This window comes from Nostoc sp. EspVER01, from assembly GCF_034530635.1.
In the GTDB taxonomy this organism is placed as follows: Bacteria; Cyanobacteriota; Cyanobacteriia; order Cyanobacteriales; family Nostocaceae; genus Nostoc.
Window position 1 is genome coordinate 197,591 of the sequence record NZ_JAVRCS010000002.1, and the last position, 12,910, is coordinate 210,500.

Below are 12,910 nucleotides of genomic sequence, written 5' to 3' on the forward strand. Positions count from 1 at the left end.
GTGCAAGTTTATGTTTGTATTAAGAGATGTACTTCTCTCCAAAGAAGAAGTCATAACAAAATTAATAATACAGCAGTTATTTGGTATTTATCAACTTGTTATTTAGTTACTTGTGGATACTGAATTACGAGAATAACTAGTAACTAATGCCCCATACCCAATGCTCAATGCCCAAATTCCTAAGTATTTTGCTCAATAACCGTGGCACTATAGAAAATAGAGCTGCAAATTGAGCAATAGGAAGACTAAAGAACATTGTGCAGATAACATTCTTAGGGACGAGTTCCGGTGTACCCACGCGATCGCGCAATGTTTCCAGTGTCGCTCTGAGATTACCCCAGAGGGCAGAACTCTGGTTATTTGACTGTGGCGAAGGTACTCAGCATCAAATTATGCGGAGTGAACTCAAAATGAGTCAACTCTCCCGAATTTTTATCACCCACATGCACGGCGACCATATCTTTGGCTTGATGGGACTTCTTGCTACTTGCGGCTTGGCTGGTAATGTGGAACGAATTGATATCTATGGGCCACCTGGATTAAATGATTACATTCAATCCGCTTCACGTTACTCTTACACACACTTTTCTTACCCAATCAAAGTTCACGCCATCCGTCCAGGGGTAATTTATGAAGACGATGACTTCACCGTTAGCTGTGGTAATTTGCATCATCGGATTACAGCTTTCGGCTACCGCGTAGCCGAAAAAGACCGAGCCGGACGCTTTGATGTGGAAAAAGCCAAGGCGTTGCAAATTCCTCCTGGCCGGGTTTACGGTCAACTCAAGCGCGGTGAAACTGTTACTCTTGCGGACGGACGGGTGATTGATGGCACCCAATTGTGCGGCCCTACAGAAATTGGTCGAAAGATTGCCTATTGTACAGACACAATTTATTGTGATGGTGCAGTGCAATTAGCTCATGATGCAGATGTATTAATTCACGAAGCAACCTTTGCCCATCAAGATGCAGATATGGCTTTCCAACGGTTGCATTCTACAACGACAATGGCAGCGCAAACAGCTTTAGCTGCTGGGGCGCGTCGGCTGATTATGAGTCATTTCAGTCCCCGCTATGCTCCCGGAAATACCTTGGAGTTAAAGGATCTTCTCAAGGAAGCTCGTGCTATTTTTCCCCGTACTGATATGGCTCACGATTTTATGATTCATGAAGTACCCAGACGACGGGAAATAGAGTTAACCAAGGTAAGCGTTTAAATTTTGGACTTTCTTGCGGAACGCTACGCGTAGCGTCCCGTAGGGAAGGAGTACGGCTACGCTCAGTTGAACGATTTTAGATTTTAGATTTCCTATTGAACGCTTCTAATCTAAAATCTAAAATTAACCAGGTTCTATCTTAGATTTTAATAGTCTCAATCATAAGATCAAGCAAATAAACAGTAGCTTCGTTTTCCGAGTAAGTCAACTATTTAACCAACAATTTACGGTTAACTAGATGTATCAAGAATATATAAATAGTATGGTTTAAATATTTTATCAATGTGTTTTTTATATTACAAGTTATCAAAATCACTTTAATATATCTAGTAAGATTGTGAGTTTGATAGTTTTATACTCAAATGCTTAGGAAAAATAATTAATTTTTCGTCAAGATTTTTATTCCTTAAATAAAATATTTATTAAAAATTTATCCTTCTAACACTGATTCAGAATTTATATGCATGAATTGATGAACATGAAAGCGCCAGTTGGCATAATATTATGCCAAATTAGCTTGTCATTGTTGGAAGAAGAATTAAGTATGCGATCGCAGCTATTAGGTGTAAAAAAAATCATTTCATATTTATCATAAATCTTCCAAATAAATATAGTGTTTCGATATTAGAGGAGTTTAATAGTGGCTAAGACTAGTCTGAATCAAGAGCAACAGGTTACTACTTCAGCACAAGGCGCAGTTGACATCAGACAACTATCTACTATTTTGCTTCGCCGACGCTTTCTGATCTTTGGAGTTTCCTGTGTCGTTATGTCAGTTGCTAGCCTCTTGGCTATCAATGCCAAACCTACTTACCAGAGCAATATGCAGATATTGGTGAATTCCAATTTATCTGAAGGGGCACAGTCAAATACTCAGGTTATTGATTCAAATTCTCAAGTTGTTGATTCCACTACTCAGATGAAACTCATGCTGAGTTCTAAGTTGCTTCAGAAAGCTGTAGATTTACTCCATTCCGATTATCCCGATCTTACTTTACAAGATATCAATGGTCAAAAAGAACATAACAAAAAAGCACCTTTAGAAGTCACTCCAGAAGCAGGAGGCATAGGAGCAAATAAAGTTTTTAATCAGGCATTTAAAGTTTCTTTTCATGATGACGATCCAGTCAAAGCACAAAGAGTACTTCAAGCGCTACAGAAAGTCTATCAAAACTACAACAAACAGCAGCAAAAAGAACGTCTGAATCAGGGATTAGCTTTTGTAAATACTCGTTTACCTGAGATAAAAAAAGAGGTAAGTAAAGCTGAGAAAAACTTAGAACAGTTTCGCAAAAAGCATAAAATACTCGATCCAGAAGTCCAAAGTAAAATTCTGCTAGAATCTCTAGCCGATATTCAACAACAATTACAAACCACTCGTGCCAACCTTCAAGATTTAAACGCTCGCTACGATAATCTAGAGCAACTAATAGCATCTTCGTCCCAGCAGAATACACTACTTTCTTCTCGTTTAAATCAGTCAAGCCGCTATCAAGCGTTATTAAGTGAAATTCAAAAGACTGAATTAGCATTGGCTAAAGAGCGGCTCCGCTATACAGATGATTATCCATCGGTACAAAAATTAAAACAGCAACGCCAAAGTCAACTTTCCCTCTTACGAGAAGAGGTGAAAACTATTACTAATACTAGTCAGGAGAAGCCTTTATTCAAAGGACAAGTGTTAGGGGTCGATCCAACGTTAGTAGATGAGTTTGTTTTAGTACAGACAAGTGTTTTAGGACTAACTGCCAATGAAAAAAATCTCGTCGAGTCAGAACAGCAACTACGCTCCGAGATAAACAAATACCCAAGTTTAATAGCAGAATATAATCGTCTGCTGCCAAAGGTAGAAACTAGTCGCAAAAATCTTGAACAACTAATACAGGCGCAACAGTCATTAGGGCTGAAAATTGCTCAGGAAGGATATAACTGGCAAGTTTTGGCAGAACCTTCTCCCGGTATTTATATGGGTAACAACAGATTATTATTTTTGGTTGGAGGAGCAGTCATTGGGCCGATTTTAGGTATCTTAGCATCTCTGATTTGGGAAAAGTTTAATGACGCTATTTATTGTGCCGGAGATTTAAAGAAACTGACGAACCTACGTGTATTGGGATCGGTACCAAAACTACCGACATGTGGTGTCAAAAAACGGCAGATGGGGCTGCCTTGGAACAACCGAGGAAGCTCACATTCTTCTGTAATAGAAGCCAGCAACAAATTGCCAGTCCATGAAACTTTGGACATGATCTACCAAAATATTCAAATATTAAAATATCCCTTACCATTCAAGTCGCTGATGTTTACTTCAGCACTACCAGGGGAAGGAAAGACAACCTTAGTATTAGGGCTTGTAGCTAGCGCTGCCCGAATGCATAGACGGGTATTGGTAATTGATGCTAATCTACATAATCCTAGCCTACACAAAATCTTGGAACTATCCAATGACTGGGGACTCTCTCTGTTATTAGTTGATGAGACAACTACTCATTTTCAAGATTACATCCAGCCCATTCATCCCTCCATTGATATTTTGACTGCTGGCCCAGAACCAGAAGACACAGTGAAGTTGCTCAGTTCTCGACGGATGAAAGAACTAATAGAGGTGTTTGAGCAAAATTATGACCTAGTACTAATAGACGCTCCATCTATTTTAGGCACGGTTGATGCCAGGATTGTGGCATCTTTTTGCAGTGGTATTGTCATGGTAGAGCGCATGGGAAAAGTGACTCGAACTGAACTGACTCAAGCAACAGAAATTTTGAGTAAGTTGAATTTAATTGGAATTATTGCTAATGAGGTGAGTAATTCTCAAAAGGTATTGGCATCGTAAATTGAAGAAGAAAAGTTTCTCTTCCACAGCAGTAAGATTTGGACGATTCACTTTACCCAATTACCGCAACAGATTTTTGACTCTATCTTCAACCGAATCGGAATATATTTGAGCAATGCGATCGCTTTCGGTGGGTGCTTGCGCCATCACTTAGTGATTGCATCTGCTCATATTTAAGATAAAGAGGTCAGTCAGAGCTTTTTTGACTGGCAGTTAGCAATATTCAGGCTACTATTCTGGATATAAAGTAAGTAAATAAATATACTGATGTGCTATGGACGACTGAGATAGTAAACTGTTTAACACATTTAAACAAAGCTAGTGAAAAAACTATTTGTAACTTTTAATATTTTGGTACTTTTATTGCCCCTAACTGCTGTAGCTAGCAGCACAAATGACGACTTGTCATTCTTCGAGAGCAATAACAATTTGATCATCGTACTGGATAATAAGACTAATACTGCATGTTCTTTTAACACTAAGACTAATTCAGTCGTTAAAATGTCTAATGTTAAGTTTACTGATACGCGAATGGTTGGGGCCTCTTACTGGTGGGGAAAACTAAGCGGAAACCTGAACCATTTTCTTAATCCTAAAACATTTAAAATCAGCCAAATTAAAGGCAAATGGAACGATAATAACGTCATGTTAATTAAGAGACAACATTACAATGACTATGCTGCTTACACAGAAAATCTCGGTGCAACCTGTGTTAAAGAAGGTGGCTTAAATGAAGTAGCGAAGAAGATGATAAGGTAATTTATCTTACACTTAATCTCAATTATGAGAATTTTATACTGTCCATTGCTCCGCTTTCACTCAATTAATTTAGCAGGTGTTAATGCAATGCCTAACAAGAAAAAAAGCTAGTGGCATTGGGCATTGGAAACAAGTAGAGGAGAGAAATTCTCCCCCTGCCTCCTTCACCTGATTTCTACCTGATAGCTAAAGTAAAATGCATAATTAGTAGGAGGTGGCAACCTCCCGCGTTGGAGAACTGTCTCATCTTAAAGTAGTAGACGCCATAGTTAAGAGCGTCAATTAGATACTAGTGTGATTAGATGATCGGTATGAAATTCCAACTTTACTTAGGCTCTTTATTTTCCCAGATTAAAGTACGTCATTGGTGGTTAAGTATCTTTTTGTGGATAGCTTTGGTTGCCCCAGCCCAAGCGTCTGTAATCCTGCGCGTGGCAATTGAGAGGGGCGTTAATCAGGTAAAAGTGGGCAGTTCCACCACTGGGATCGTTAAGGATAGTACTGGCCGGACTCTTGGACAGTTGCCAGCAATGAGTGCATATTATGCCCAAGCCGTTCCTGGCGGAGTTGCTTTAGATAAGTGGCAGTCTGGTTTATTTTGGATTGAGCCAACTGGTAAAGGATTTGTTTATATTGGCGATCGCTGGTATCGAGGCAGAACTCTGGTTGTCCCCACAGAAAAAGGCTTAACGGCTGTTAACTGGGTTGACGATCAAGAATATCTCTACAGCGTTCTTGGTGGCGAAATGAATGCTAGCTGGCCCCAAGAAGCACTAAAAGCCCAAGCGATCGCAGCCCGCACTTACGCCCTCTACGAACGAGAAAAACAACGAAATAATCCCGTTTACGATTTAGGCAATACCCCCGATCGCTGGCAAATTTACAAAGGTGTCATCAGTGAATCTCCTGCGACTTACGCCGCAGTGGATTCTACTTTGGGACAGGTGCTAACTTATAAAAATCGGATTATTCTCTCAGTCTTTCATGCTTGTTCTGGAGGACACACTGAAAACGTAGAAGATGTTTGGGGAAATACCCTCCCTTACCTACGTGCTGTTCAAGACTACGATCAAAATATCCGCGAGTGTAATTGGGTGAAAACGTTCTCGCCCAGTGAAATTAGCGCTAAATTTCCTGAGGTGGGCAGTGTGACGGCGATGATTCCAGAGACATACTCACCTTTCCGCAGTGTTAAAGTTTTAAAAATTGTCGGCAACAAGGGCACGAAGTTGCTAGAAGGCGAGAAAGTGCGAACAGCCCTCAAGTTAAAAAGTACCAAATTTAGCGTCACCAAGGGGGCTGATGGTAGTTTTGTACTGCAAGGGCTTGGCTATGGTCATGGTTTAGGCATGAGTCAGTGGGGGGCGTACAATCTGGCTCGGCAAGGAGTAAACCACCTGCAAATTTTGGGACATTATTATCAAGGTGTAGCTCTAACACCAATTCAGGCGAAGTAATCAGAGATTGGGCATTTAGCATTGGGGACTGATTATTAATTCTTCTCCCCCTGCTCCCTTGCCCCTCTGCTTCCTATTCCCCACTCCCCCGTTCCAAGCGCCGTTGCCATTCAGCGTCAATTTGTGTAGAACGTTCAACTTCTTGGTCAAGTAAGTCAGTTTCGCTAGAATACACTAAATCTTCGTTGCCAATGACTTTTTCTGTTGCAAATTGTTGAGCATAGTTGATTTTTTGTTGCAAAAGTGTGTCAGGACTTGCCAATAGCCTTGCTCTGGAAAGGCGATCGCGGTTGCGATCGCCTATTTTGCGATTACGCCACTGAATCCAGAAATAACGTAATAATGGTATACCTAAAAAACCTGCTCCGTAAGCCAATAGCAGCCAATAAATTCCTTGTACAAAAGCTACCAGTCCGCCTAATTGGATGGCAACAGTTCCATCACTTAACAACCTTCCCAGTACCAAAGCACCAACAAAATTTAATACACCTAACCCAGCACTCAGCATAATCTGCCCAGAACTTGCGGCACTAAAACGCCAGGGAAATTCCTCTAAGTGATCTGATATTGCATAACGGCGCTTTTTAACTGCACTCACCTGTAACTCTGGGAAATAATAAACAATTTGCCCTTCTGGACTTACTCCCGGTTGCCCATTAAACCGCGTCAGAACGGGCAGCATATAATCTTCGTACTCTCTTGTGTATCCCTCACCTATGTCATCCAAATATGGGGCAATTTGTTCTGCTACAACTGCACCACGGTTACTCCGAATCACCGTAGCAATTTCTTGCCAGCGACGTTCTTCTAAGTTGGCGTTCGGATTACCATCGCCAAACAAAAACGAAAATACAGCTTCAAAGAAATTCAGATTGCTTTCTTCCCGGCTTCCACGTCGCGTTTCCTGGTAGTGGGTGTCATAATTTGGGCTAAGATACCAAAATAAATTTGGAAAATAGAAGAAGCCCCCACCGCCGGAATTACTGCCCTGATTGTCGCCGTCACGATCTGAATTGGCAGCAGTAATGATCATGAAGATGGTAACAGTTATCAGAGCGATGGAAACAGTTAAGAAAATTCCAAAAGAAATGCGAATCAGGTAAAACAGAACACTCCAGACTTTTTTCCACCATTCCTGCAATCGTAGCCGGAAGTATTTATTACGCAAAATTGCTCGAAAATTTTGTGGAAAAAGGAAAACTATATCACCTGAATCCGCTACCTGTAAATGTCCGCCAGCATCAGATGCCAGGGCTAACAAGCTTTGATTAGCTTCAGCGACGTTCAATCCTGCCTGAGTTGCCACATCACCAACGGTGACACGGTAGCCCAGTTGTTCCACAGCCTGCATGATGGTGGGACTGGGAGCCATTGCTCTCCCCTCCTATTGAAAATTATTCCTTTTCTTAAGTATAAAGTTTTATTTTGAGCGACTTAGCAGGGGTAGGAATAAAGCATGAAATCATTAAAAATAGAAATTCTTACTATTTTATCTATATGAAAGCCATTGTCAGTCCATACTTTGAAGCTCAAGGCCCTTCGCAATTTCTTCAAAGAGGACGCTTCGTTGAACACCCCGATGTGAAAACGAATGTGGCTCAGGCGATGGCGAAGGATATAACTTGAACATTCCACTGCCAAAAGGAAGCAATGAGGCTTTTTATCTAAAAGCTCTAGAAAAATCTGTCAGCAGGGTATTATCGTTTAAGGCTGAAGCTTTGGTAGTGGCGACAGGTTTCGATACCTTTAAATCTGATCCCCTGGGTTGCTTTGCGCTGGAGTCTAATTCTTACTATAAAATCGGTAGAATGATTCGCTCTCTGAATCTACCAACACTATTTGTGCAAGAGGGTGGATATTTCGTTGAAGCCTTACGGGAAAATGCTCGGCAACTCGTTAAAGGTTTTGAAAACGTTTGAATAGTAGCTAATGCTGCTGTAGGTAGTTGCTGTTCATTAACGAAATCTTTACATGAATTTGGTAAACCAATACTAAAGTCCATAAACCGACAAATGACTGACACGCAAAATGATATAATTACTTGCCTCAGCTTGGTTAAAATCAGCAAATTTTCTGCTCAAATATGGTTCAATACACTCTCGCTCAAAGCCCAGAAATTATCCTTACCGTTTCTGGAAAAGATTCAGCCAAAGCCCGTGATAAAGCAATGGATCAGCTAATGGAACTGATGGATGCAGGTAAGTTACCCACAGAACTGGAAGAAGGATTTGGCCCTCAACAATTAATTGAGGTAAAAGAGTCAAATATTGATACTGCTAGTGGTGAGGATAGTATTACCCAAGCTGTCCAGATTCTGAGTAACCTGGCTACGCTCAAGCTGAAAGTTCAGGAGTCACGAGCTGAAGCGTTGGAAATTCGCAAAGCTGTTGATATTTTGTTTACTGATGACTCCGTGACTGAAGAGGAAATTACTCGACTCAAGGAAGGTTTTAAAGTTCTCAAAAATTTTGCTCAAGCTAATGTGCGTTACCAAGAAGCGCGGTCTAAAGCAGAACTAGCTAGGCAGACTCTAGATCAAGCTCTCAAATCCCCTGATAAGTAACATTTACAGAACTAGATGCATTGAGACACATCTGAAAAATGCAATTAAATACTCTAAAAGACAGGCATAATAACCTGTCTTCAGATTAACTGGGGCGCTAGGATTCGAACCCAGGGATGGCGAGACCAAAACCCGCTGCCTTACCACTTGGCGACGCCCCAACAATTTCACTATGACTAATATAACACTTATTCCTGGGTTAATGTCAAGTACTTTAATAGTTGATTTCAGATAATGGGTTTTTACAGCAGGACATTAATGGCTCAGAATCCTTAAACTTAGAATCTTTTATCATTTTGAGGTTGAAACCTTCAGTCTTCATGCTTAAGGCATAAAATTCTTTCCTTCGCATCTCAAATCTGCTTTACTTGATGATCGACGCCTTAGAGTCAGTCTCATCTACTTCTTTTTCTTTAGTCTCCAGTCTCGTGAAGGAAGACCCCTGCAATCCGACTTGATGATAGTAGTTGCTTAGTAGCCAGCCATATAAAGAGTGGAATAGTCTTCGCATAGCGGCCGCAAAGTCGGCGCGGTTCTTGAATCCATCGATATAGCCATTCAAGTCCTAAGTCTCGAATTATGCGGGGTGCGCGCTTATGAATTCCGGCATAAACTGGGAAAACTCCACCCAGTCCAATCATTACAGCTTGTATTTTGCCCTTGTGTTGAGCTATCCAATTTTCTTGTTTGGGACATCCCAGTGACACTAAGACAGCGCTAGCACCACTAGAATTAATCTTTTGAACCAAGGCTTCGTCTTCAATTTCAGTTAGGGGGCGAAAGGGTAGAGGTTCCATTGCCGCAATCTTTATCTGCGGAAATTCCTTCTCTAACCTGTTTTGCATCCTAGACAGAATTTCCGTTTGGGAACCTACAAAGAAGATGCTCAGATTTTGTGTTTGAGTTAGCTGACACAATGCGAGAAAAATATCCATCCCTGCCACGCGGTCTTGGTAAAGCGCTCCCATTTTTCGCATCATCCACACCAGAGGCATACCATCAGGAGTAACTATATCTGCATTTCGCAATATGGTGGCAAACTCTGGATTCCAATGGGCTTCAATGAGCATGTGTACATTGGCTACATATACAGTTTTACTCTCACGCCTACTCGCCCACTTCACTATTGTTTGTATCTGGTCGTCAAACCGTAAAGCAGTAATAGGAAAATCAAGCACTTTTTTAGTAGGTAGAAGCACTCTCGCCACCATCAATAACTCCTGTATCCAAGAAAACAATTCATAGATTACCTAGACCAATCCCAATGACTTAATATTCGGATTGATGACTCCTGACTTTTTGTAGGCTTGTGTCATTGTTGGAAGTTAACACATGGAGGTGCAATTGCCTTTTTAGTATACTTTTGGCTTAATCGGTAATACTAGAATTATTTACTGCTGTGTCCTAGCTTACTGTTTTATGTTAAGGATTTTAGACATTGCTTGACAAAATTCATACTTCCTTCATAATTAATTTTTGGTTAGTTCATCCAAGCATTATAATTGCGATAAATTCCTAGAGAGAAGCTGTATATCCAGTAGTATATACTACTTAATTGCTTAAGTAGAAATGCAAAATAATAGCCACTTAATATGCAGATATTATACGTAAATATGCGCTTAAGAGGTTGAATTAAAATTAGTATATTTTAATAAAAATAATTTTTTCTTATAATTTCCAAATTTATTACAGATTTAATTTAGTCTCTGTATTGAAAAATCTCTAAATTTTATTTTTTTCTGAAATAAAAGCCCAAAAAATAAGGGAAAGATAAATTTATCTTTCCCTGCTCTATAGTTTTTGTTATTGTCTGGCTTGTTATTTTCTTTAAGTCTTTGGCGTAACATTTGCCTTTGTTTTTTCAGTTGACGCTTCCTAGCAGAACCGCCTCTACCTTTATCATTTCTGCCTTCTTTACGGGGAGATTCCCATCTTTTCAGGCGCATAAGTTTTTCACCTCTTTAGCACTTGTTTGGTAGTGGGCAGGAGGAGAATCGAACTCCTATGACCGTAAGGCCGCCACATTTTGAGTGTGGTGCGTCTACCAATTCCGCCACCCGCCCTTGTATCTAACCTTAACTAGTATACTTTAAATTAAGAGATTTTGTGACAAGTCTGAAAATTATTTCTGAAAGTTTTGCTGGAATAACATTTCTAAGAATTTTCCGGCTTAAAGTGTGGCAGGGTCAATAAACTAGGGTCAATATCTTGTATTTTGGCACAGCCGCTAAGTGCCATTGCCACATTTAACTCATCTTGCAACAGTGAGATGACATGAGATACGCCGATTTGTCCTGCTACCGCTAGTCCCCACAAAATAGGTCGTCCGATTAGTACTGCTTTTGCCCCTAATGCCAGAGCTTTGAGAATGTCTGTGCCTCTACGAATGCCTCCATCCAACACTACTTCTACTTTACCGTCCACTGCGGCTACTATTTCAGCTAGGGCATCTAAAGAAGCGATCGCACCATCGAGTTGTCTGCCACCATGATTAGAAACAACAATTGCTTTAGCTCCATATTCTACAGCCCGCACAGCATCATCTGGGCGTAAAACTCCTTTGATAATTAAAGGTAGTGGAGATAAAGACTGCAACCATTCCAAATCGTCCCAAGTAACTGCTGGGTTTAGTTGTTGGGCAAAGTAGGTAAATAAACCAGATTCGCCTTTTTCATGGGAAATATCTAGTCCTGAGATACTAGCAAGATTAGCCAGATGTAAATCTTGGGGTAAGGCAAACTCATTACGTCTATCTCTCTCACGCTGTCCGAGAACGGGTGCATCTACAGTTAGACAAAGTGCTTTGTAGCCTGCTGTATAGGCTTTTTCTACCAAAGCACGAGTTAATCCCCGGTCTTTATGGATGTAAAGCTGGAACCACCGCAGAGAATCTGGAAACTGATTACATGCAGTCGCCACTTCTTCAATGCTTTTTGTGGCCATTGTACTTAACACCATACCCACACCAGCTGATGCAGCAGCTAAAGCCGTGGCAACTTCTCCGTCTGGATGGGCTAGACATTGAAAAGCCATCGGTGCAATTAACAAAGGTAGTTGCAGGGGTTGTCCTAAAATGGAGGTACTTAGATTGCGATCGCTTACATCGACTAATATCCGAGGTCGCAGCTTGACTCGTTCAAAGGCAGCACGATTATCTCGCAATGTGATTTCGTCCCAAGCACCACTACTGTAGTAATCAAGTGTCGTTTGAGACAGATATTCTTTTGCTAGCTTTTCGTACTCAAAAAGATTGATGGGTTGAAAGTGATCGTCAGTGGATAAGTAGGTAGACATAATTAAATCTAAAATAAAACTTTTGTTCGTAGTGAGCGATTTATCGCTCTGCATAAGATTTTAAAAGGCTAGAGTCGCTGACTACGATTATTCATTTTCAAGGCTTTCAAATATATTTATTTTGATAGTACATTTGTATTGATTTATCCTCACCTAGTTAGCGATCGCTCAATAAAATTATGCGCCGAGGCGTTGTTCAAACAGCATGAAGATTGCTCCCAAAAAAAAGACCTCTGCTTTGCGCCAGAGGTCTTTCTGTTGCAGAACGTTGTAAAATTCATAAGCAACGTAAAACGCTGATATGGTTAATTTAATGGCTTCTGTGCCATGAACGCAAAAATATCAACCCAATTGCCAATCCCATACTGACCATTCTTATTACTCCTATACCGGAAATGCGTTCGCCAACATTTAGGTACAGACCTAGAAATCTAATGCTGCGACTAAAACTTCATCGTTATGCAAGGTTTTAGGAGAACTTTTCCCAGGATTGGGCAACTAATTGGCTTAACCAGCGACGTTGTTGCTGATCCAGCAGTGGATCGTCTGCTAACAACTGAGCGGTCAATTCTTCCAAAGATTGACCCTGAGCGCGGACAATTTTAATTACTCCAGCGATCGCACTGGCAACTAGTTCTTCATCAATCGGTTGTTGTCGCAGGGCAATAATTTCTTGGGGACTGTCTGGAATGGGATAATTCATGGCGTGGGTTTACAGAAATACAAAATGAACAATAAATTTGACAAACTCTTAAAATTTCTTCACTGAATCTTTATGAAACTAATA

12 protein-coding genes and 2 tRNA genes are annotated in these 12,910 nt (G+C 40.6%); 7 read left to right on the forward strand and 7 right to left on the reverse strand.

All coding sequences use genetic code 11. From position 1 onward, the window contains the following. Nucleotides 1-257: 257 nt before the first annotated feature. From RMX69_RS02885 to RMX69_RS02900, 4 genes are all read left to right on the forward strand, one after another. Nucleotides 258-1,217, forward strand: a complete 960-nt coding sequence (locus tag RMX69_RS02885; RefSeq protein ID WP_289795223.1) for a ribonuclease Z — start codon at nucleotides 258-260, stop codon at nucleotides 1,215-1,217. A gap of 640 nt (nucleotides 1,218-1,857) precedes the next feature. Further along, on the forward strand, nucleotides 1,858-4,050 hold the full coding sequence (locus RMX69_RS02890; protein ID WP_322636475.1) for a polysaccharide biosynthesis tyrosine autokinase: 2,193 nt from the start codon (nucleotides 1,858-1,860) through the stop codon (nucleotides 4,048-4,050). A gap of 321 nt (nucleotides 4,051-4,371) precedes the next feature. Next, nucleotides 4,372-4,809, forward strand: coding sequence for a hypothetical protein (locus tag RMX69_RS02895; protein WP_289795225.1), 438 nt, complete (start codon nucleotides 4,372-4,374; stop codon nucleotides 4,807-4,809). 311 nt (nucleotides 4,810-5,120) lie between these two features. Continuing rightward, complete coding sequence (locus RMX69_RS02900; RefSeq protein WP_289795226.1) at nucleotides 5,121-6,266, forward strand: SpoIID/LytB domain-containing protein; 1,146 nt, start codon at nucleotides 5,121-5,123, stop codon at nucleotides 6,264-6,266. Nucleotides 6,267-6,339: 73 nt separating this feature from the next. Here RMX69_RS02900 and RMX69_RS02905 read toward each other — a convergent pair whose 3' ends face one another. Further along, nucleotides 6,340-7,638: a hypothetical protein gene (locus RMX69_RS02905; RefSeq protein WP_322636476.1), complete on the reverse strand. Its 1,299-nt coding sequence runs from the start codon at nucleotides 7,636-7,638 to the stop codon at nucleotides 6,340-6,342. A gap of 53 nt (nucleotides 7,639-7,691) precedes the next feature. Between RMX69_RS02905 and RMX69_RS02910 the strand changes: the two genes are divergently transcribed. From RMX69_RS02910 to RMX69_RS02920, 3 genes are all read left to right on the forward strand, one after another. Further along, on the forward strand, nucleotides 7,692-7,892 hold the full coding sequence (locus RMX69_RS02910) for a hypothetical protein (protein ID WP_289795228.1): 201 nt from the start codon (nucleotides 7,692-7,694) through the stop codon (nucleotides 7,890-7,892). After that, a complete protein-coding gene (locus RMX69_RS02915; RefSeq protein ID WP_289795229.1) occupies nucleotides 7,889-8,185 on the forward strand; it encodes a hypothetical protein in 297 nt (98 codons plus the stop codon). Before RMX69_RS02910 ends, RMX69_RS02915 begins: the two co-directional genes overlap by 4 nt. A gap of 164 nt (nucleotides 8,186-8,349) precedes the next feature. After that, on the forward strand, nucleotides 8,350-8,829 hold the full coding sequence (locus RMX69_RS02920; protein WP_289795230.1) for a hypothetical protein: 480 nt from the start codon (nucleotides 8,350-8,352) through the stop codon (nucleotides 8,827-8,829). An 89-nt stretch (nucleotides 8,830-8,918) separates the two neighbouring features. Here the strand turns inward: RMX69_RS02920 and RMX69_RS02925 are convergent. The 6 genes from RMX69_RS02925 to RMX69_RS02950 form a co-directional block, all read right to left on the reverse strand. Then, nucleotides 8,919-8,990, reverse strand: a tRNA-Gln gene (locus RMX69_RS02925). Nucleotides 8,991-9,242: 252 nt separating this feature from the next. After that, nucleotides 9,243-10,040: a WecB/TagA/CpsF family glycosyltransferase gene (locus RMX69_RS02930; protein WP_289795231.1), complete on the reverse strand. Its 798-nt coding sequence runs from the start codon at nucleotides 10,038-10,040 to the stop codon at nucleotides 9,243-9,245. 483 nt (nucleotides 10,041-10,523) lie between these two features. Next, nucleotides 10,524-10,775 (reverse strand): hypothetical protein, encoded by a 252-nt coding sequence (locus RMX69_RS02935; protein WP_289795232.1) that lies wholly within the window; start codon nucleotides 10,773-10,775, stop codon nucleotides 10,524-10,526. 33 nt (nucleotides 10,776-10,808) lie between these two features. Further along, nucleotides 10,809-10,892 (reverse strand) — tRNA-Leu (locus RMX69_RS02940). A 91-nt stretch (nucleotides 10,893-10,983) separates the two neighbouring features. After that, complete coding sequence (locus RMX69_RS02945) at nucleotides 10,984-12,123, reverse strand: alpha-hydroxy acid oxidase (protein WP_322636477.1); 1,140 nt, start codon at nucleotides 12,121-12,123, stop codon at nucleotides 10,984-10,986. A 469-nt stretch (nucleotides 12,124-12,592) separates the two neighbouring features. Then, the gene (locus RMX69_RS02950; RefSeq protein WP_094349603.1) at nucleotides 12,593-12,826 is read right to left on the reverse strand and encodes a hypothetical protein; all 234 of its coding nucleotides are present in this window, start codon (nucleotides 12,824-12,826) and stop codon (nucleotides 12,593-12,595) included. Between the last annotated feature and the right edge of the window lie 84 nt (nucleotides 12,827-12,910).